Here is a 20,077-nt window from a genome sequence, read left to right on the forward strand (position 1 = left end):
CCGGACCCGGGGATGACGACGCGTCGGGGCAGGTGCCGCCCGCCCGTCATCTTCGACCCCCGCCGTGCCGGCCGTTCGCTCGCTAGCGGCCCGAAATGAGGTCCGATGCGATGTTGGTCTGGCCGGTCAGCCGCATCTTGTAGACCTGGTAGTTCTCCATCACGCGCTGCACGTAGGAGCGCGTCTCGTGGAAGGGGATGCGCTCGATCCAGTCGATGACGGTATCGATATCCTTGCCGCGCGGATCGCCGTAGCGTTCGACCCATTCCTGCGCCCGGCGCGGGCCGGCATTGTAGCCGGCGAAGGTGAGCACGTAGGAGCCGGAGAAGCGGGCGAGCTGCTCGCCGAGATAGGCGGCGCCCAGCGTGGCGTTGTAACCGGGATCCGTCGTCAGCTTCGATTGCGAGTAGGAAAGGCCGGCCTTGCGCGCCATCTCCTTCGCCGTGCCGGGAAGCAGTTGCAAGAGGCCGAGCGCGCCGGCGCCGGAGCGCGCCGAAACGTTGAACTCGCTCTCCTGCCTGGCGATCGCATAGGCCAGCGCCTTGCCCGAGCCGGAAATGTTGGCATTGGCCGGTATCGCGCCGGTCGGATGCGCCAGTGCCCCGACGTCGAGCCCGCGCGCGGCGGCCCATTTCCCTACGCGCAGGGCGAGGAAGTGGTTCCCCTGCCGCTCCGCCATCACCGCCAGCATCGCCAGCTCGCCGGGGCTCGCCAGCTCCTGGGCGAGGCCGCGATAGAGGCTTTCGGCGCGTCGCTCGTGGCCGGCCTGCTCGAGCCTGCGGATCGCCTGCACCGCCTGGCGGCGCTCGAAATTCTGCCGGTCGGCATTGCTCGGCGACGGGTAGCTGGCCGAAATCGCGTTGCGGCCGAGCTTGGCGGCGGAAACCTGCCCGTAGAAGGCGGTGCCGTAGCTCGCCGACCGCTCGTAATAGCTGCGCGCGTTGCCCGGTCCGCCGGCATCCGCCGAACGGCCCATCCAGTAATAGGCGCGCGACAGCGAAATCGGACCGTCGGCGATCTCGGCGATTTTCGCGAAGTGCCGCGACGCGGTGCTGGCGTCGCGCAGGCCGCGAAGCGCGTACCAGCCGGCGTGGAACTCGGCATCGACGGCGCGCGCCGGGCTCTCGGCCGAATGCGCGGCGGCGAGCTTGTAGGCGGTGGCGGGATCGCCGATATCGAGAAGCTCGCGCGACAGCACGCGCCGCTCTATCCACCAGGCGTCGGGATCGACCAGCGAGGCCGCGTCCTTCGGCGCCTTGAGCATGACGGCGGCGGCTTCCTTGTACATGCCGTTGCGGCGCAGATGGCGCGACTGCGCGAAGATGAAGCCGGCGGCGCGCTGGTTCGACGGCACCGCGTCGAGCAGGCGTCCGGCGTTCTTCTCGTTGCGGGTGACGGCCGCCCACGCGGCGGCGAGCTCGCGCGCGCCGGCAAGCCCGGCGACGCGCTCGGCCGAGGTGATGCGGTCGTGGTGCAGCATCTGCTCCATGCGGGCGCGATGGTCGGCCTTGGGGATGATGCCGCCGAATTCCTTGATGATCGCGGCTTCCTCCGCCGCCTCCAGCCGCTCCTTGCGCCAGAAGGGCGAGAGCACGGCGCGCGCGGCCTGCGTGTTTCCGGTCGCCAGATGCGCGCGGGCCAGCACGATCGTGCCTTCCGCGGTTTGCGGGCGCGAATTGCCGAACGCCTGCAGCACGGCGCGCGGGCCGGGATTTTCGCGGTAAAGCGCCTTCTCGCTGTTCTCGCGGAGCGTGCTCATGCCGGGCCAGCCGGAAAGCGTGTGAGCGGCCTGCGCGATCTCGCCACTGGGCACGCCCGATCCGCCACTGACGGCGATCGCCCACATCAGAATATGCCGGTCGAGCGAATTCGCCGGCAGATTGTCGCGAACGACGCGGGCGCGGGCGACGTCGCCGGAGGAAAGCGCGTCGAGCCCGCTCTTCAGCTTCTCGACGCTGCCGGTTCTGACGAGATCGGAGGCCATGCCGGCGGAATAGGCGGCCACGGAGCCCGTGGTGATCACGCTGTCGATCGCCGAGGCCGCGATCGGGGTTCCCGGCCGGTCGAAGGGGAGCGGAGGCGTATCCGGAAGCGCCGGCTGGGCGAAGGCCAGGCCGGGCAGCAATGTCACGGCAATGGTTGCTGCGAGCGTTCGGATTTGCGGATTCCCTCTCTTCATGACCAAGCCCCTGGTAAACGAGATACTAATTCAGCGCGGATGTGCTGTGAACCTACCAATGGCCGGTGAAGAGTAAGTTAATGAAAGGTTAGCGACGTCGTTTGCAATTTTCCTTATCCAGCGAACGTCGCTTGCCGCATTCTCGTGGCAAGACTATGGTGCGCCGCCTCGCCTTGGGTTAGAAGGCGAAAATCGTCAGATATCCGCATTCCATACGGAAATTTCCGGGAGCAAACACGACATGTTCACAGGGTCCTTCACAGCGCTGGTAACGCCTTTTGCGAAGGATGGATCCTTTGACAAAGCGGTTTTCCGCGACTTCGTCGAATGGCAGATAGCCGAGGGCACCAAGGGTCTCGTGCCGGTCGGCACCACCGGTGAATCGCCGACGCTCACGCATGACGAGCATCACGAAGTGGTGAAGGCCTGCGTCGAGATCGCCGCCGGCAGGGTTCCGGTCGTCGCCGGCGCCGGCTCCAACAACACCGCCGAGGCGGTCAGCCTGGCGCGTCACGCGGAAAAGGCGGGCGCCAATGCCGTGCTCGTGGTCACGCCCTATTACAACAAGCCCACCCAGCGCGGGCTCTACGAGCATTTCGCCGCGGTCGCGAAGGCGACCAGCCTGCCGATCATCATCTACAACATCCCGCCGCGTTCCGTGATCGACATGGCGCCGGAGACGATGGGACGCCTGGCGAACGACTTCAAGAACATCGTCGGCGTCAAGGATGCCACCGGCAAGGTCGAACGCGTCTCCGAGCAGCGCATCACCTGCGGCAAGGAATTCGTCCAGTTGTCGGGCGAGGATGCGTCCGCGCTGGGCTTCAACGCCCATGGCGGCGTCGGCATCATTTCGGTGACCTCCAACGTCGCTCCGCGCCTCTGCTCCGAATTTCAGGAAGCCTCGCTTTCCGGCAGCAGGGAGCGCGCGCTGGAACTGCAGGACAGGCTGATGCCGCTTCACAAGGCGCTGTTCATCGAGCCGGGCGTGTCGGGCACCAAATATGCCCTCTCGCGCCTCGGCAGAATCGAAAATGTCGTCCGCTTGCCGCTGGTCCAGGTCGAGGCGTCGACCGCCGAGAAGATCGACGCGGCCATGGTGCATGCGGGCCTGTTGAACTGACGCGCCCCGGGCGCGTTCGAATGGAACATGGCTAAAGAAAAGAATCCGAACAACAAGACCGTTGCCGAAAACCGCAAGGCCCGCTTCTCCTACGAGGTGCTCGACACTTTCGAGGCGGGTCTCGTGCTGACCGGGACGGAGGTGAAGTCGCTGCGCGAGGGCCAGGCGAACATCCAGGAATCCTACGCTTCCGTCGAGGGCGGCGAGGTCTGGCTGATCAACTCCTACCTGCCGGAATATCTGCAGGGAAACCGCTTCAACCACGAGCCGCGCCGCCGCCGCAAGCTCCTTCTCAACAAGAAGGAGATGGCGAGGCTCGCCCAGGCGGTGGAGCGCGAGGGCATGACGATGGTGCCGTTGAAGATCTATTTCAACGATCGCGGCAGGGCGAAGCTGCTCCTGGGGGTGGCGCGCGGCAAGAAGCTGCACGACAAGCGCGAGACCGAGAAGCAGCGCGACTGGAACCGCGAGAAGAGCCGGCTCCTGAAGGAGCGGGGGTAGGGGGCTTGGCCCCGCCTAGCGGATGTCCACTTTCTCGGAAAGCCAAGCCTTGATGAGTGATTGGTAGGGCATGCCGCGCTTGTTTGCCGCGATCTTGATCTGCTCCAGCAACGACACGGGAAGCCGCAGCGAAATCGAGGTGGTCGACGGCTTGAGATTGGGCAGGCGCACTCGCTCCGCCTTGCTCCACTCGATGTAATCCGCGGAATCGTGCGTTTCCCAGAAGCGCCGTTCCTCTGCTTCGTCCCGAAATTCCGGGAGCGGTTGCCTAATCTTGCTGGTCATAGACGGCTCTCTCTTTTCGGCTCATGTCGCGGGCGGAAATGACGCGGATCAGGCGCGCGTCGTAGCGGAGCGTGAAGGTGATATGAAGGCGCCTGCCGTTTCCTGCATGACCCAAAGCGTGAAACCGCCGCTCACTGCCGCTGTGCCTTTCATCGCCGGCAACTAGCAATGGCTCGTTGAGAAAAACCTGCTCCGCTTCGAAGGAGATGGCGGGCGTTCCCGAAGCGAATTGACAGAAAACGGCTTCTCCCCTCTACTTGAGGCAGAAGGGTGGGGGCCCATGCGATTCTTTCTGATCGGCGTTTTGTTCCTTTTCGGAACGCAGATATCCTTGGCCGAAACGAGCCAGGAATATGTGAAGCGCGTGAGCGAGCACGTGAACCAGGTTCGTTTCGATCTCAAGCTCGGTCAGGCGGCCTGGCGCCCGGATGCAAGGCCGGTCAAGGTCTTCTTTCGGATTGGTCAGGACGGAGCAATCAAGGACGTTCGGATCTTGAAAAGCTCGGTTTCGCCGGAATTGAGCAAGATTGTCGCTCGAACCTTCGAGCGGCTTCCGCCCATTCCCAACGTACCGAAGTCCATGGCGTCGAAGAGTTTCGGCGTCATTGTCAGCATCGGCGGCAAGTAGTTCCAGCGTGTGCCGCTGCCCGGTACGGTCGTCGGTTCGTCACGCGCCGTCGAGGAACGCGCGCACCCGTCCGAACACCTCCACGAACATCTCCTCGGTCAGCCTGCCGGTGTTGGTGTTGTAGCGCGAGCAGTGGTAGCTGGAGAAAAGCCCGATGCCGTCGGCATTCCGCATCGCTCCGTGGGCGAAGGGGAAGTCGGCGACCTTCTTGCCGAGCGCGCGCACCGTCGACTGATGCGCGATCGTGCCCAGCGTCAGTATGGCCGCGAGATCGGGGAAGCGGGCGATCGTCGGCTCAAGGAAGGTCCGGCAGGTGTTGATCTCGCTGCCCACCGGCTTGTTCTCGGGCGGCACGCAGCGCACGGCATTGGTCAAGGCGGTGCCGATCAGCTCGACGCCGTCGTCGGGCCGGGCCTGGAACTCGCCGCTCGAAAAACCGAAGCGTTTCAGCGTGCCGTAGAGCAGGGTGCCCGCATAGTCTCCGGTGAAGGGCCGGCCGGTGCGGTTCGCGCCGCGCAGGCCGGGCGCCAGCCCGACGATTAGGAAGCGCACGCTCTTGTCGCCGCCGCGCGCGACGAAGGTCGGGACGGGCGCATTGAACCAGTCGGGTTCGCGCTCGCGCCACAGCCCGATGAAGTCGTGGAGGCGGGGGCAGAGCGCGCAGTTGCGCGGCGGCTCCGCCTCGGCCGGCGATGTCTGCATCAATAGTCTTCTTCGTCTTCCGTCGGGTCGCTGCGCCTTTGCGGCCTTTCGGACGGCTCGCGACCAACCTCGCTTCTCAATGAGGCAAGGTCGATAAAGTGATCGGCCTGACGGCGCAAGTCGTCGGAGATCATCGGCGGGGTCGAACTCATGGTGGAAACGATGCTGACCTTGCGGCCCTTCCGCTGCAGCGCTTCAACCAGCGTGCGGAAATCGCCGTCGCCGGAGAAGATGACGTAGTGATCGACCACGTCGGACAGTTCGAGCGCGTCTATGGTCAGCTCGATGTCCATGTTGCCCTTGATCTTGCGGCGGCCGGCGGAATCGGTGAATTCCTTGGCCGGCTTGGTGACGACCTTGTAGCCGTTGTAGTCCAGCCAGTCGATCAGCGGGCGGATCGAGGAATATTCCTGATCCTCGACGAGCGCGGTGTAGTAGTAGGCGCGCAGGAGATAGCCATGCTTGTGGAAGCTCGCCAGCAGCTTGCGGTAGTCTATGTCGAACCCCAGGGCGCGCGAGGTGGCGTAAAGATTTGCGCCGTCTATGAAGAGGGCGATTTTTTCCCTTGAATCGAACATGTTCAAATTCCTTGTCGGCAATATCGGCGGTCAAAAAACGCGTTCATGGACATGCATCGTACATACTATGAAATAACGCCCGCGAATCTTGGTTCCAAGGGGACCGTGCCCGCAAGCCCCAAAATCGATCACGTTTTTGCGAAAACCGTGCAAGGTGGCGTATGATGCGCCGCCTTGTGTCGCCGCCGTCTCACCATAAAGCTTGAGTTTGGACGTCGTTCGCGTTATGGACCGCCTAATTCTTCCAACACATCCATGCATGAAAGGGGCGATGAATGGCCCGCGTAACTGTTGAGGATTGCATCGACAAGGTCGAGAACCGCTTCGAGCTGGTGCTGCTTGCCGGCCATCGCGCCCGCCTGATCTCGCAAGGCGCGCCGATCACCGTCGATCGCGACAACGACAAGAACCCGGTGGTGGCGCTGCGCGAGATCGCCGACGAGACGCTTTCGCCCGGCGACCTCAAGGAAGACCTGATCCATTCGCTGCAGAAGCATGTCGAGGTCGACGAGCCAGAAGCCGATCTGCCGGAAGTCACCGCCGACGCTTCCGACGCGGCGACGACGATCGAGGCCGAAGGCGAGGAAGAGAACATCACTTTCGACCGCATGAGCGAGGAAGACCTTCTCGCCGGCATCGAAGGGCTCGTTCCGCCGGAAAAAAGCGACGATTTCTAAGTCTTGGATTGATCGTCGCCACTTTCGTGGCTTGGCAATCATGTCTATCTAAGAACATGCGCCTCGTTGCAAACGTGGCGCATGTTTTCGTTCGTCTGAAGATCAGGATTGCGGCCCATGATGCGTCAATACGAGCTTGTCGAGCGTGTTCAGCGCTACAAGCCGGACGTCAATGAGGCACTGCTCAACAAAGCCTATGTCTACGCCATGCAGAAGCATGGCCACCAGAAGCGCGCTTCGGGCGACCCCTATTTCTCCCATCCGCTGGAAGTCGCCGCGATCCTGACCGACATGCGCATGGACGAGGCGACGATCGCCGTCGCCCTTCTGCACGACACGATCGAGGACACCACCGCCACCAGGCAGGAGATCGACGAGCTCTTCGGTCCCGACATGGGCAAGCTGGTCGAGGGGCTGACCAAGCTCAAGAAGCTGGATCTCGTATCGAAGAAGGCGGAGCAGGCCGAAAATCTCCGCAAGCTGCTGCTCGCGATCTCCGACGACGTGCGCGTGCTGCTCGTCAAGCTCGCCGACCGCCTGCACAACATGCGCACCCTCGACCACATGCGCGCCGACAAGCGGCTGCGCATCGCCGAGGAGACGATGGACATCTATGCGCCGCTGGCCGGCCGCATGGGCATGCAGGACATGCGCGAGGAGCTGGAGGAGCTCGCCTTCCGCTACATCAATCCGGAGGCCTACAAGGCCGTCACCGAGCGGCTGGCGGAGATTTTCGAACGCAATCGCGGCGTCATCGGCGAGATCGAGCACGCGCTTTCGGGCCTGTTCGAGAAATATCATATCGAGGCACTCGTGAAGAGCCGCCAGAAGAAGCCGTGGTCGGTCTTCCGCAAGATGGAGGCGAAGGCGCTTTCCTTCGAGCAATTGTCGGATCTGTTCGGCTTCCGGGTGGTCGTCGACAGCGTCGAGGACTGCTATCGGGCGCTGGGCGCGATCCACACGACATGGTCGATGGTGCCCGGACGTTTCAAGGACTATATCTCGACGCCGAAGCAGAACGACTACCGCTCGATCCACACCACCATCGTCGGCCCCTCGCGCCAGCGCGTGGAACTGCAGATCCGCACCAGGGAAATGGATGCGATCGCCGAATACGGCGTCGCCGCTCATTCCATCTACAAGGACGGCGTCAAGCACAACGGCGCCGGCCATTCCATCTCCAAGGACACCAACGCCTATGCGTGGCTGCGCCAGACGATCGAGGCGCTGTCGGAGGGCGACAATCCCGAGGACTTCCTCGAGAACACCAAGCTCGAGCTTTTCCAGGACCAGGTCTTCGCCTTCACGCCGAAGGGCCGCCTTATCGCGCTGCCGCGCGGCGCCACGCCCATCGACTTCGCCTACGCCGTCCACACCGATGTCGGCGACACCTGCGTCGGCGCCAAGATAAACGGCCGCATCATGCCGCTGATGACGGAGCTGAAGAACGGCGACGAGGTGGAGATCATCCGCTCCAAGGCGCAGGTGCCGCCCGCCGCCTGGGAATCGGTGGTCGTCACCGGCAAGGCGCGCTCGGCGATCCGCCGCGCCACCAAGAACGCGATCCGCAAGCAATATTCCGGCCTCGGCATCCGCATCCTCGAACGCGCCTTTGAGCGCTCGGGCAAGAGCTTCTCCAAGGATGCGGTGAAGGCGGTGCTGCACCGGCTGGCGCGCAAGGACATCGAGGACGTCTTCGCCGCCGTCGGCCGCGGCGAGCTTTCCTCGCTCGACGTCATGAAGGCGGTCTATCCCGATCACAAGGACGAGCGCGCCGGCCAGGTCGCGGCCAAGTCGCGCGAGGAGGGCTGGTTCAACCTGCGCAACGCGGCCGGCATGCTGTTCCAGATTCCGGGCCGTTCGTCCTCGCGCAAGAGCAAGAAGACGAACAAGAAGGAGGAGGCGCTGCCGATTCGCGGCGTGCGCGGCGATCTTCCCGTGAGCTTCGCTCCCGAGGGCGCGGTGCCGGGCGACCGCATCGTCGGCATCCTGCAGCCGGGAGCCGGCATCACCATCTATCCGATACAGTCCCCCTCGCTCACCGCCTTCGACGACCAGCCGGAACGCTGGATCGACGTGCGCTGGGACATCGACGAGGACATGAAGGAGCGCTTTCCCGCGCGTGTGTCGGTGACGGCCATCAACGAACCGGGCTCGCTTGCCAACATCTCGCAGACGATCGCCTCGAACGACGCCAATATCCACACGCTTTCGATGGTCCGCACGGCGCCCGACTTCACCGAAATGATCTTCGACCTGGAAGTCTGGGATTTGAAACATCTCAACCGGCTGATATCCCAGTTGAAGGAAAATCCGAGCGTGAGCGCGGTTCGCCGGGTCAACGGCTGAGCCTCACCGGAAAAGCAAGGAAGGACGACAAGCATGAACACTGAAGAGGTGCTCGCGACATTCCGCGAGGCGGGAGCCATCCTGCAGGGCCATTTCATCCTGACCTCGGGGCTGCGCAGCCCGACCTTCCTGCAGAAGGCGCGCGTGTTCATGCACGCCGACAAGACCGAGAGGCTCTGCAAGGCGCTCGCCGCGCGCATCCGCGAGGAGGTGCCGGGCCGCATCGACTATGTCGTCGGCCCCGCGGTCGGCGGCCTGATCCCGGCCTACGAGACCTCGCGCCATCTCGGCGTGCCCGCGATCTGGGTCGAGCGCGAGAACGGCGAGTTCCGCCTGCGCCGCTTCGAGATCGCCGAGGGCGCGCGCGTCGTCATCGTCGAGGACATCGTGACGACCGGGCTTTCGATCCGCGAGACGGTCGAGTGCATGCGCAAGCTCGGCGCCGAGGTGGCCGCCGCCGCCTGCATCATCGACCGCTCGGCCGGCAAGGCCGACGTCGGCGTGCCGCTGGTGGCGCTCGCCGAATACGAGGTGCCATCCTATCCCGCCGACCAGCTCCCGCCGGAACTGGCGGCGATCCCGGCGGTCAAGCCGGGGAGCCGGAACATATAGGACATCGAGCGATGATCATCGGCATCGGCAGTGATCTGATCGACATCAGGCGGGTGGAAAAAACCCTCTCGCGCCATCCCGAGCGCTTCGTGCGGCGCGTCTTCACCGATGTCGAGCAGGCGAAGTCCGAACGGCGCAAGGAACGCGGGGCTTCCTACGCCAAGCGCTTCGCAGCCAAGGAGGCATGCGCCAAGGCACTCGGGACCGGCCTTGCGCGCGGCGTTTTCTGGCGCGACATGGGCGTGGTGAACCTGCCGAGCGGCAAGCCGACGATGGAACTCACCGGCGGCGCGGCAAAGCGCCTCGCCGAGATGCTGCCCGACGGGCACCGCGCGGCCATACACCTGACGATCACGGACGATTTCCCGCTCGCCCAGGCGTTTGTCATCATCGAGGCCTTGCCCGCCGAACAAGCGCCACACTCGTCTGATCAAGCCGGCAATGGCGTTGCCCAGCGCGGATCAAGCCGCTAAGACGGTCTCAACTTGCAATCGAGGAAGAGATGAGCGTGGCCGACAAATCGCAGAAGAAATCCGGTGGCCTTGGCGAGACCGTCAGCGTCATCGTGCAGGCGCTGCTGCTTGCGCTCGTCATACGCACCTTCCTGTTCCAGCCCTTCTCGATACCGTCGGGCTCGATGCGCCCGACCCTGCTCGAGGGGGACTATCTCTTCGTGACGAAATGGGCCTATGGCTATTCGCGCCATTCGCTGCCCTTCTCGCCGAATCTCTTCTCCGGCCGCATCTGGGGCAGCGCGCCCGAGCGGGGCGACGTCGTCGTCTTCAAATTCCCGCCCAATCCGTCGCTCGACTACATCAAGCGCGTGATCGGCCTGCCGGGCGACCGCGTCCAGATGCGCGACGGCCAGCTCTTCATCAATGGCGACGCGGTGCCGCGGGAAAAGGTCGGCGAGATCAACAATCCGGACATCACCGAGATGAACCGGCCGGTCGACGTCTATCGCGAGACGCTGCCCAACGGCGTCTCCTACGACACGCTCGATCTGACGCCGAACTCGATCGGCGACAACACGCGCGAATTCGTCGTTCCCGCCGGCCATTACTTCATGATGGGCGACAACCGCGACAACTCCACCGACAGCCGCTTCTCGGTCGGCTTCGTGCCGGAGGAGAATCTCGTCGGCCGCGCCAACATCATCTTCTTCTCGATTTCCGAGGGCGCGAGCCCGCTCGAAATCTGGAAATGGCCGACCGCGATGCGTCCCACGCGCATTTTCTCCGCTGTCCGCTAGAGCATCGGACCGAACAGTGGCTCCGGTTTTCGGACTGTCCCGATGCTCAGGCAAAGATCCCCGGATCATGGCGTGATGGCCGCGAAGCCGCAGAACAACGAAACGCTCGCGAGCGCGGTCGAGGCGATCGCCGGCTGCCCGGTACGCGACGCCGAGCGCCTGCGCCGTGCGCTCACCCACGCCAGCGCGCGCGGGGCGCATGCGGGCGACTACCAGCGGCTGGAGTTCCTGGGCGACCGGGTGCTGGGCCTGGTGGTCGCGCAGATGGTGTTCGACGCCAATCCGAAGGCAGCGGAGGGCGAGCTGTCGGTCAGGCTCAACGCGCTGGTGAACGCGGAAACGCTGGCGGAGATCGCCGACGAGGCGGGCATTTCGGAGCTGATACAGGCCGGCAGCGAGATCAGGTCGCTTTCGGCCCGCAAGCGCATCAATCTGCGCGCCGACGTGATGGAGGCGGTGATCGCGGTGGTCTATCTGGAAGGCGGTCTCGAAGCGGCGAGGGGCTTCATCCGCCGCTACTGGGAAGGCCGTTCGAAGGCTGAGACCGCGGCCCGCCGCGACGCCAAGACCGAATTGCAGGAATGGGCGCACCAGATGTCCAAGGCCGTGCCCGTCTATTCGGTCGACAAGCGGGAGGGACCGGATCATGATCCGGTCTATACGGTCAGCGCCATCGTGGACGGTTTTGAAGCAGGCGTCGGCATCGGGCGCTCGAAGCGCGAGGCCGAGCAGGCGGCCGCCACCGACATTCTGGTGCGCGAAGGCGTCTGGCAGGAAGAAGAGAACACGCAATGAGCGAAACGGCTCCGCAAACGCCTGAAACCCGGTCGGGTTTCGTCGCGCTCATCGGCGCGCCCAATGCCGGCAAGTCGACGCTGGTCAACCAGCTCGTCGGCGCAAAGGTGTCGATCGTCACCCACAAGGTGCAGACGACCCGCGCCGTCGTGCGCGGCATCGCCACTCACGGCAACGCCCAGATCGTATTCGTCGACACGCCCGGCATCTTCAAGCCGCGCCGCAGGCTCGACGAGGCGATGGTGACCACCGCCTGGGGCGGCGCCAAGGATGCCGACATCGTGCTCGTGCTGATCGACGCCGAACGCGGCATCAGGGGCGACGCCGAGGCGATCCTCGAAAACCTCGCCGGCGTGCGCCAGCCCAAGGTGCTGATCCTCAACAAGGTGGATCGCGTCAAGCGCGAAACGCTCCTCGCGCTCACGGCGGAGGCGAACACGCGCGTCGAGTTCGAGCGCACCTTCATGATCTCGGCGCTGACCGGGTCCGGCTGCGCCGATCTCCTCGACTATCTCGCCGAGAGGCTGCCCGCCGGCCCCTGGTACTATCCGGAGGATCAGCTTTCCGACCTTCCGATGCGCCAGCTCGCCGCCGAGATCACGCGCGAGAAGCTCTATCTGAGGCTCCACCAGGAGCTTCCCTATTCCTCCCATGTCGAGACCGAGAAATGGGAGGAGAAGAAGGACGGCTCGGTGCGCATCGAGCAGGTCATTTATGTCGAGCGCGACAGCCAGAAGAAGATCGTGCTCGGCCACAAGGGCGAGACGATCCGCGCCATCGGCCAGGCCGCCCGCACGGAGCTCGGTGATATCCTCGAGCAGCCGGTGCACCTTTTCCTTTTCGTCAAGGTGCGCGAGAATTGGGGCGACGATCCGGAGCGCTACCGCGAAATGGGGCTTGAATTCCCCAGATAAACGTTCAACATTGAACAATGGAATGGCGTGACGAAGGCATCATCCTCGGAACGAGGAAGCATGGCGAGACCAGCGCCATACTGGAGGTGATGACGCGCGCCCACGGCCGTCATCTCGGCATGGTGCGGGGCGGCCGCTCGCGTAAGATGCAGCCCGTGCTCCAGCCGGGAAACCGCGTCGACCTCGTCTGGCGGGCGCGCCTCGACGAGCATCTCGGCCTCTTCCAGATCGAACCGCTGGAGCTTCACGCCGCCCGCCTCTTCGACAGCGCCGCCGCCGTCTACGGCCTGCAGACGATCGCCGCGCATCTGCGCCTGCTGCCCGAGCGCGACCCGCACGCCAATCTCTTCGAGACGCTGGAGCTGCTTCTCCAATATATCGACGATCCGCGCTCGGCGGGCGAGCTCATCGTCCGCTTCGAGCTTTTGATCCTGGACGAGCTCGGCTTCGGGCTCGACCTTTCGAAATGCGCGGGCGGCGGGGCGAGCGACGATCTCGTCTATGTCTCGCCGAAGACCGGCCGCGCGGTTTCGCGCGACGCCGGCGCGCCCTGGGCCGACAAGCTGCTGCCCTTGCCCGCCTTCCTGCGGCGCGGTTCCGGCCTCAGGGGCGATCTCGCCGCAATGGAGGAGGCGTTTCGCCTCACCGGCTATTTCTTCCTGCGCCATGTCTACGAACCGCGCGGGTTGGCCGAGCCGGAGGCGCGCGCCGGCTTTCTCGGCGCGTTGCGCAAATCCTTCAACAACCAAAGCCGAAACGGAGAGCACGCCGCATGAGCGAAATCGAATTGTTCCCGGGCCATGTCTCGCGACTGGGCCTGGGCACGATCCCGCATGAGGACGTCATGCGCTATACCGGCCTCGAACTCCTGCAGCGGGTGGTCGACGGGCTCTATCCGGCGCCGAGCATCGCCGAGCGGATGAATTTCGCGCTGGTGGAGGTCGGCGCGGGCAGGGCGGTCTTCAAGGGATTGCCGAGCGAACGCCATCTCAACCCGCTGGGCGGCGTGCATGGCGGCTGGGCCGCCACCATCCTGGACTCGGCGCTGGGCTGCTGCGTGCACACCACACTGGACAAGGGCGAGGCCTACACCACGGCCGAGTTCAAGGTGAATTTGACCCGGCCGATCACCCCGAAGACCGGCATCGTGGTCTGCGAGGGCACCGTCGTCCACAAGGGGCGCACGCTCGCCGTCTCCGAGGCGAGGCTTCTCGACGAGGCGGGCAAGCTGCTCGCCTTCGGCACCGAAACCTGCTCGATCTTTCCCGTGGGCAACCTCGCCCCGCGCTGACCCGGCTATTCCGCCGCCGCGAGCGCCGGCCGATCGACGGGCTTCTCCCTGATCGGCCAGTGCACCACCGCCGCGAACAGGCCGAGGAGCACGCCGAGCCACCAGACCGGATCGTAGGTTCCGAAGAGATCGTAGAGATAGCCGCCGAGCCAGACGCCGAGGAACGAGCCGATCTGGTGCGAGAAGAAGACGATGCCGCCGAGCATGCCGAGATGCCTGGTGCCGAACATGATGGCGACCAGCGCGTTGGTCGGCGGCACGGTCGAAAGCCACAGCAGGCCCATCAGGATCGCGAACACGATGATCGTGGTCGGCGTCTGCGGGAACAAAAGGAAGGCCGTCACGATGATCGAGCGGCCGAGATAGATCCAGACGAGGAACATCGGCTTCGAATAGCGCTGGCCGATGACGCCGGCGGCGAGCGAGCCGATGATGTTGAAGAAGCCGACCAGGGCGAGCGCGATCACGGCATAGCGCGCGTCGATGCCGAGGTCGGCGACATAGGCCGGGAAATGCGCGGTGATGAAGGCCACCTGGAAGCCGCAGACGAAGAAGCCGGAGACGAGCAGCAGATAGCTCTTGTGCGCCATCGCCTCGCGCAGGGCCGCGCCCGCCGTCTGCTCGTAGACCGCCTGCTGCGCGGCCCCTGAGGAGGAGTTTCCGCGCAGCGGGATCGCGAGCACAGGGATGATCAGCATCATCACGCTCATGATCACCAGCGTGTCGTGCCAGCCATAGGAGGAGATCAGCCCCTGGCTGAGCGGCGCGAACAGGAACATGCCGGCCGAGCCGGCGGCCGTGCCGAGGCCGAAGACGAAGCTGCGGCTTTCGGCCGGAACGTTGCGGGCGAAGGCGGCGAGCACGATGCCGAACGAGCCCGAGGCGACGCCGAGCCCGACGAGAACGCCGCCGCTCATATGCAGCATGCCGGGCGTGGTGGCCGCCGCCATCAGCACCAGGCCGGCGGCATACATCACACCCGAGAGCGCAAGCACGCGCCAGGTGCCGTATTTGTCGGCAAGCGCGCCGAAGATCGGCGTTCCGATGCCCCAGGCGAGGTTCTGGATCGCCATGGCGAGCCCGAACGTGGTGCGGTCCCAACCCTTTTCCGCCAGCATCGGCAGCTGGAAGAAGCCCATGGCCGAGCGCGGGCCGAACGTCAACGCGGCGATGAGACAGCCGCAGATGATGATGAGCCAGGGCAGGGCTGCCTGATGGCGGGAGGCGGTGGCGGATTGCGACATGGGGAGTTCCTGACGACTTGGTCGTTCAATCTAGCGCAATCGGCCGCTGAAGAGGAAATGAATACGTTCCATTCAAGGATCAATTCCCTTGAACTGTCTCCTTTGCCCGCAGTCCGATTTCGCGGTGCGCGCCGGTTCCTGATCGCTTCAGGTTTTTGTCCTCCCCCGCTTCGCGGGAGAGGTCGCCCGAAGGGCCGGAGGGGGCGTTGTCGGCAGCAACGATTCCACCTTTTCCGGAGCGGCGCTACGGAACCTTGATGTAATGGCCGGGCGGCAGCGGCAGTTGGCCGGGCTCGTCGCCGAAACCGCGCAAGATGTGCTGCTGCGGTATGGGCGGCTGCGGCGGCGGCAGGATCACGCTCGAGGGCGCCCCGATGCTGACCGGCGGCACGAGGCTCGGCGCCTGGCGCACCAGCGGCCGGCCGATGCCGTTCATCGGCGAGGGAAGCGCTGGCGGCGGCACGATGATGTAGGTGCCGCTTTTGAGATTGTCGGCCGTAAGGCCCGGATTCGCCTGCAGGACGGTCTGGACGTTGACGCCGCAGGCCTGCGCGATCGAGGAAACGGTGTCGCCGTAGCGCACGCCGACCTTGCCGCCGCAATCGTCCTGCGCGGCGGCGGGCGAAACGTACGCCAGGGCGGGCAGGCACAGCGCCGCGCCGGCGGCGAGCCTCGTCAGAATGGTGCGGATCGGTCGCTTTCGCATCGTGTTCACTTGTCGGTTTTCGGCCGCCTCGTCCTAGACGCTGTCCTCGGGGACGCTGTCTTCGAGGGCGCTGCCTTCGGGGTTTCCGTGGGAACATAGAGCACTTGCTGCTGAGGCAAAGGCACGGAGATGCCCTTTGCATCGAAGGTCAGCCTCACCGCCTTCGTCAGGTCCAGCTTCGTTTGCCACCAATTGGCCGACGACGTCCAGTAGCGCGTCGTGACGATGATCGAGTTGTCGGCGAGCTGCGAGACGAAGAAGGCCGGCGCCGGTTCCTCCAGCACCCGCTCGTCGTCGCCGACGAGTTTCAGCATCGTCGCCTGAGCCAGCTGGATGTCGTCGCGGTAGCTGATGCCGACCGCCAGGTCGTTGCTGCGCGTGGCGTTGCGCGAGAAGTTGGTGACGGGCGTGCCCCAGAGCTGGCTGTTGGGCGCGAGCACGTAGAGCCCGTCCGCGGTCTTCAGCTCGGTGGCGAAGAGGCCGATCTCCTCGACGGTCCCGGAGATGCCGCCGGCGGTGATCGCCTCGCCGACCCGGAACGGCCGCAGCACCAGGAGCATGATGCCGGCGGCGATGTTCTGGAGCGTTCCCTGCAAGGCGAGGCCGATGGCAAGGCCGATCGCGCCGAGCGCGGCGATGATGCTGGCGGTCTGCACGCCGAACTGGGCGAGGACCGTGACGCCGACGAGGACCAGCACCGCATAGCGGACGATCTTGGAGAAGAACTTCCGCAGCGTCTCGTCGAAGCCGCGAAAGCGCTTCATCCCAGAATAGACCGAGCGCTCCAGCAGGTTCGCCGCTATATAGCCGATGATCAGCAGGATGATGGCGCCGAGCACCGAGAAGGAATAGGCGACGGCCAGTTGCTGAAGCTCGGTGAGCATCGCCTGTCCGGCCGTGATCATCTCGGCGGTGTTGGTCTGGAGCTCTTCCATTGTCGCGCGCCACTCCTTGCCTGGCCGCTCCCGCTCGGCAAGGATAGAACGGAGAAGGGCACTTTGTAAAAACAGTGCTTCAGGCGACCCGCCCACGATATGTGCCAGCTCGCGCGTTGCCGAGAGCCAGCGGCGCCCTTGCCAAAATTCAGCCTCAATTGAAGAGCGATAGCGGCTATGGGCTTGCGCGGAAGAAGGCGAATCGCAAGCTCGCGAGGAGCGCGGGTTCAAGCCTTCAATTCCGAGGTTTCTCAAGCCAGGATGGCACCTCAGCTACGTCCCGCAAGCGCGTCCGATATCGAGCGCCTGGTGGCGATCGAGAACCGCGTTTTCCAGTCCGACCGCATCTCCCGCCGTTCCTTCCGCCAGTTGATCGAGCGGGAGACCGCCGAAACCGTCGTGGCCGAGCTCGGCGGCGGGATCGCCGGCTATTGCATGGTGCTTTTCCGCAAGGGCAGCGGCGTGGCGCGGCTCTATTCGATCGCGGTCGATCCGGACCGGTCCGGCTCGGGGCTGGGGCGGGCGCTGCTGCAGGCGGCCGAAGCCGCCGCCTACGAGCATGGCAGGCTGCTCCTGCGGCTCGAGGTGCGCGAGGAGAACGCCCGCGCCATCCGGCTCTACGAGCAGAGCGGCTATCGCCGCATCGGCGTCGAGCCCGGCTATTACGAGGACGGCGCGGCTGCGATCCGGATGGAGAAGCTGCTGCGCGGCTCGGCGCCGATCGTCACCGGCGTGCCTTACTACCAGCAGACGGCCGACTTCACCTGCGGCCCGTGCTGCCTGATGATGGCGCGCGGCTTCTACGATCCCGGGTTCACCGCCGACGCGGTGACCGAGATCAGGCTGTGGCGGGAGGCGACCACCGTCTTCATGATGTCGGGGCCCGGCGGCTGCGAGCCCTTCGGTCTCGCCGTTTCGGCGCATGAGGGCGGGCTTTCGGCGGAAATCGTCGTTTCCGTCCACGGCGCGCTCTTCCTGCAATCGGTGCGCAGCGAGGAGAAACGCCGGGTGATGGAACTGGCGCAGGTCGACTTCCGCCGCCGCGCCGAGGAATACGGCATCCCGGTCGAATACCGCGCCTTCGAGCTCGACGATATTCGTGCCGCGCTCGCGGCCGGCAAGCTCGCGATCGTGCTGGTCAGCGGCTTCGTCATGTTCGGCAAGAAGGTGCCGCACTGGGTGCTGGCGATCGGCGACGACGGGGAGCACATCGTCATCCACGACCCGTGGGTGGAGGACGACCAGCGCGAAACCGCCGCCGATGCCGCCAGCATTCCCATCCCCTACGACATTTTCAGCCAGATGGCGCAGTTCGGGCGCCCGGCGCTGCGCAGCGCCGTCATTCTCGGGAAAAGAACGGAAACATGACCTGGGTCATATTGACCGGCCGGCAGAACGATCTCGACCAGTTCGCCACCCCGCACAAGATCATCACCAACCGGGACTACCTCGCCCATCCCTCGCTGTTCAAGGGGCAGCGCCCGAAGGTCATCAACCTGTCCAACAGCTACGCCTATCAGAGCCGCGGCTACTACGCCTCGCTGCTGGCCAGCTCGCGCGGTCATCGCGTGATCCCGACCGTCGAGACGATGATCGACCTTTCGGAACGCAAGCTCTACGAGAACGCCCTGCCGGAACTGGAGCAGGCGCTGAACAAGGCGCGCAAGGAACTCGGCGGAAGCTTCCCGCATCGGGTGGCGGTGTTCTTCGGGATCGGCCCTTCCAAGGTGTGGGACCGTTTCTCGCGGCTGCTCTTCGACTGGTTTCGCGCGCCGGCGCTGGAGATAACCGTCAAGGATGGCGACGGCTGGGCGACGATCTCCCGCATCGGATTCCTGCCGCTGGCCCGCATGAGCGACGACGAGAAGGCGCGCTTCGTCGACTGCCTCACCACCTACACCAACCGCGAATGGCGCGACACCAAGGCGCGCACGCCGGCCAGGTACAGCTTCGCCACGCTCGTCGACCCGAAGGAGGAACTGCCGCCTTCGAGCATCCAGTCGCTGAAGCACTGGTCGCGCGTCGCCGGCAAGATGGGCGTCGAGGTGGAGCCGATCGGCCGGAAGGATCTCGCCCGGCTCGCCAATTACGATGCGCTCTTCATTCGCGAGACGACGTCAATCTCCAACCATACCTACCGCTTCGCGCGCCGTGCCGAGCAGGAAGGCATGCCCGTCATCGACGACCCGCTGTCGATGATCCGCTGCACCAACAAGGTCTACCTCAACGAGCTGATGACCGCGAACAAGGTGCCGGTGCCGCCGACCGTGATGATCGCGGGAACCGGCGACCTGCAGCTCGCCGCCGACAGGCTCGGCTTTCCGCTGGTCCTGAAGATCCCCGACAGCGCCTTCTCGCGCGGTGTCAAGAAGGCGTCGAATTTCGAGGAGCTGAAGGCGCTCGCGACCAAATGGCTGGAGGATTCCGACCTGCTGATCGCGCAGAAGTTCGTTCCGACGGAATTCGACTGGCGCGTCGGCGTTCTCGGCGGCGAGCCGCTTTTCGCCGTCCACTACCTCATGGCCAAGAAGCACTGGCAGATCGTCAATCACGAGCGCCGGGGCAAGCCGGACGAGGGCGGGTTCCGCACCTTCACGCTGAAGAACACGCCGGGCGTGGTTGTGGAGACCGCCGTGAAGGCCGCGCGCTGCATCGGCGACGGGCTCTACGGCGTCGACCTCAAGGAGACGGCGGACGGCGTCTATGTGATCGAGGTGAACGACAATCCCAATCTCGACCATGGCTGCGAGGATTCGGGCGAGAAGGACGAAGTCTGGGTGCGGCTCACCCAGTGGTTCATCGATCGGCTGGAACACTCGGGCCGATAACCAGGAACCAGGCCGCTGCTTGCGCCGCCGCGGGCGTCGTGTTCTCTTGCGCTTCGCAACAGGCAGGAAGGAGGGCCGGCATGGCCGTTTCCAATCTCTTTCTGGCCGCGGGCGCGTTCACGCTTGGCCTTTCGCTCGCGATATCGCAGACGCATGCGGCCGAGCAGCGCTGTGGCTGGCTGATAAATCCGACACCCGGCAACCTGTTTCTCATCGACAAGGATGCGACGTGGAACATCACGTCCCAGATGGAGGCGAACGGGCCGGATGCCGCCGGCGCGGAGAACACGCCCGACTTCGATCCAAGGCAGTTCGTCAAGACGCAGGCGCCCGAGATGGACTACGGCTACGGCTGCGCCTGCGTTCGGGTGGAAACCAATGCCAGGCAGGAGCGGGTAACCAGGGTTCTTTCCGGCGGGACATTGCCGCTGGCGCGCTGCAAGGCCGACAAGAGCCTTCCTTCGCCGACCGGCTGACG

23 protein-coding genes are annotated in these 20,077 nt (G+C 64.9%); 15 read left to right on the forward strand and 8 right to left on the reverse strand.

Annotation, left to right across the window (positions count from 1 at the left end; genetic code table 11):
- Positions 1–82: 82 nt before the first annotated feature.
- Positions 83–2,179, reverse strand: a complete 2,097-nt coding sequence (locus XW59_RS05365) for a lytic transglycosylase domain-containing protein (RefSeq protein ID WP_082137406.1) — start codon at positions 2,177–2,179, stop codon at positions 83–85.
- 241 nt (positions 2,180–2,420) lie between these two features.
- Between XW59_RS05365 and dapA the strand changes: the two genes are divergently transcribed.
- A complete protein-coding gene (gene dapA / locus XW59_RS05370; protein ID WP_047143702.1) occupies positions 2,421–3,302 on the forward strand; it encodes a 4-hydroxy-tetrahydrodipicolinate synthase in 882 nt (293 codons plus the stop codon).
- A gap of 27 nt (positions 3,303–3,329) precedes the next feature.
- Positions 3,330–3,803, forward strand: a complete 474-nt coding sequence (gene smpB / locus XW59_RS05375; protein ID WP_047143703.1) for an SsrA-binding protein SmpB — start codon at positions 3,330–3,332, stop codon at positions 3,801–3,803.
- A gap of 15 nt (positions 3,804–3,818) precedes the next feature.
- Here smpB and XW59_RS05380 read toward each other — a convergent pair whose 3' ends face one another.
- Together XW59_RS05380 and XW59_RS05385 are read right to left on the reverse strand one after the other, a co-directional pair.
- Positions 3,819–4,088: a BrnA antitoxin family protein gene (locus XW59_RS05380; protein ID WP_047143704.1), complete on the reverse strand. Its 270-nt coding sequence runs from the start codon at positions 4,086–4,088 to the stop codon at positions 3,819–3,821.
- The gene (locus tag XW59_RS05385; RefSeq protein WP_082137407.1) at positions 4,072–4,296 is read right to left on the reverse strand and encodes a BrnT family toxin; all 225 of its coding nucleotides are present in this window, start codon (positions 4,294–4,296) and stop codon (positions 4,072–4,074) included. The genes XW59_RS05380 and XW59_RS05385 overlap by 17 nt, the downstream gene beginning before the upstream one ends.
- A 21-nt stretch (positions 4,297–4,317) precedes the next feature.
- Between XW59_RS05385 and XW59_RS05390 the strand changes: the two genes are divergently transcribed.
- Entirely contained in the window at positions 4,318–4,716 is a 399-nt protein-coding gene (locus XW59_RS05390; RefSeq protein WP_136067950.1) for a TonB C-terminal domain-containing protein, read from the forward strand.
- A gap of 39 nt (positions 4,717–4,755) precedes the next feature.
- On the opposite strand, the gene XW59_RS05395 is transcribed toward XW59_RS05390, so the two are convergent.
- A complete protein-coding gene (locus XW59_RS05395; protein ID WP_047143706.1) occupies positions 4,756–5,418 on the reverse strand; it encodes a uracil-DNA glycosylase in 663 nt (220 codons plus the stop codon).
- Positions 5,418–5,996: an NYN domain-containing protein gene (locus XW59_RS05400; RefSeq protein ID WP_047143707.1), complete on the reverse strand. Its 579-nt coding sequence runs from the start codon at positions 5,994–5,996 to the stop codon at positions 5,418–5,420. The genes XW59_RS05395 and XW59_RS05400 overlap by 1 nt, the downstream gene beginning before the upstream one ends.
- A 275-nt stretch (positions 5,997–6,271) precedes the next feature.
- On the opposite strand from XW59_RS05400, the gene rpoZ reads away from it, so the two are divergent.
- From rpoZ to XW59_RS05445, 9 genes are all read left to right on the forward strand, one after another.
- On the forward strand, positions 6,272–6,673 hold the full coding sequence (gene rpoZ, locus XW59_RS05405; protein ID WP_047143708.1) for a DNA-directed RNA polymerase subunit omega: 402 nt from the start codon (positions 6,272–6,274) through the stop codon (positions 6,671–6,673).
- A gap of 117 nt (positions 6,674–6,790) precedes the next feature.
- Positions 6,791–9,022: a bifunctional (p)ppGpp synthetase/guanosine-3',5'-bis(diphosphate) 3'-pyrophosphohydrolase gene (locus XW59_RS05410; protein WP_047143709.1), complete on the forward strand. Its 2,232-nt coding sequence runs from the start codon at positions 6,791–6,793 to the stop codon at positions 9,020–9,022.
- Between the two features lie 33 nt (positions 9,023–9,055).
- Complete coding sequence (gene pyrE / locus XW59_RS05415) at positions 9,056–9,634, forward strand: orotate phosphoribosyltransferase (RefSeq protein ID WP_047143710.1); 579 nt, start codon at positions 9,056–9,058, stop codon at positions 9,632–9,634.
- Positions 9,635–9,645: 11 nt separating this feature from the next.
- Entirely contained in the window at positions 9,646–10,107 is a 462-nt protein-coding gene (gene acpS / locus XW59_RS05420) for a holo-ACP synthase (RefSeq protein WP_047143711.1), read from the forward strand.
- 29 nt (positions 10,108–10,136) lie between these two features.
- Complete coding sequence (gene lepB / locus XW59_RS05425; protein ID WP_047143712.1) at positions 10,137–10,886, forward strand: signal peptidase I; 750 nt, start codon at positions 10,137–10,139, stop codon at positions 10,884–10,886.
- Positions 10,887–10,928: 42 nt separating this feature from the next.
- Entirely contained in the window at positions 10,929–11,681 is a 753-nt protein-coding gene (gene rnc / locus XW59_RS05430) for a ribonuclease III (protein ID WP_082137408.1), read from the forward strand.
- Entirely contained in the window at positions 11,678–12,595 is a 918-nt protein-coding gene (gene era / locus XW59_RS05435; RefSeq protein ID WP_047143713.1) for a GTPase Era, read from the forward strand. Before rnc ends, era begins: the two co-directional genes overlap by 4 nt.
- Positions 12,596–12,612: 17 nt before the next feature.
- Positions 12,613–13,371 carry a DNA repair protein RecO gene (gene recO / locus XW59_RS05440; RefSeq protein ID WP_047143714.1) on the forward strand — a complete coding sequence of 253 codons (759 nt, stop codon included), beginning with the start codon at positions 12,613–12,615 and terminating at the stop codon, positions 13,369–13,371.
- Complete coding sequence (locus XW59_RS05445; protein ID WP_047143715.1) at positions 13,368–13,886, forward strand: PaaI family thioesterase; 519 nt, start codon at positions 13,368–13,370, stop codon at positions 13,884–13,886. The genes recO and XW59_RS05445 overlap by 4 nt, the downstream gene beginning before the upstream one ends.
- Positions 13,887–13,891: 5 nt before the next feature.
- Here the strand turns inward: XW59_RS05445 and XW59_RS05450 are convergent, their stop codons facing one another.
- The 3 genes from XW59_RS05450 to XW59_RS05460 all read right to left on the reverse strand — a co-directional run bounded on the left by XW59_RS05450 (position 13,892) and on the right by XW59_RS05460 (position 16,771).
- Positions 13,892–15,130, reverse strand: a complete 1,239-nt coding sequence (locus XW59_RS05450; RefSeq protein ID WP_047143716.1) for an MFS transporter — start codon at positions 15,128–15,130, stop codon at positions 13,892–13,894.
- A gap of 244 nt (positions 15,131–15,374) precedes the next feature.
- Positions 15,375–15,836, reverse strand: a complete 462-nt coding sequence (locus XW59_RS05455; protein WP_136067952.1) for a LysM peptidoglycan-binding domain-containing protein — start codon at positions 15,834–15,836, stop codon at positions 15,375–15,377.
- A 5-nt stretch (positions 15,837–15,841) separates the two neighbouring features.
- Positions 15,842–16,771, reverse strand: a complete 930-nt coding sequence (locus tag XW59_RS05460; protein WP_047143718.1) for a mechanosensitive ion channel domain-containing protein — start codon at positions 16,769–16,771, stop codon at positions 15,842–15,844.
- A 261-nt stretch (positions 16,772–17,032) separates the two neighbouring features.
- Between XW59_RS05460 and XW59_RS05465 the strand changes: the two genes are divergently transcribed.
- The 3 genes from XW59_RS05465 to XW59_RS05475 all read left to right on the forward strand — a co-directional run bounded on the left by XW59_RS05465 (position 17,033) and on the right by XW59_RS05475 (position 20,075).
- Positions 17,033–18,139 (forward strand): GNAT family N-acetyltransferase/peptidase C39 family protein, encoded by a 1,107-nt coding sequence (locus XW59_RS05465; RefSeq protein ID WP_047143719.1) that lies wholly within the window; start codon positions 17,033–17,035, stop codon positions 18,137–18,139.
- Positions 18,136–19,599: a RimK family protein gene (locus XW59_RS05470; RefSeq protein WP_047143720.1), complete on the forward strand. Its 1,464-nt coding sequence runs from the start codon at positions 18,136–18,138 to the stop codon at positions 19,597–19,599. The genes XW59_RS05465 and XW59_RS05470 overlap by 4 nt, the downstream gene beginning before the upstream one ends.
- 80 nt (positions 19,600–19,679) lie before the next feature.
- Positions 19,680–20,075 (forward strand): DUF4087 domain-containing protein, encoded by a 396-nt coding sequence (locus tag XW59_RS05475; protein WP_047143721.1) that lies wholly within the window; start codon positions 19,680–19,682, stop codon positions 20,073–20,075.
- Positions 20,076–20,077 lie beyond the last annotated feature (2 nt).

The organism is Aquamicrobium sp. LC103 (genome assembly GCF_001014615.2).
In the GTDB taxonomy this organism is placed as follows: Bacteria; Pseudomonadota; Alphaproteobacteria; order Rhizobiales; family Rhizobiaceae; genus LBCQ02.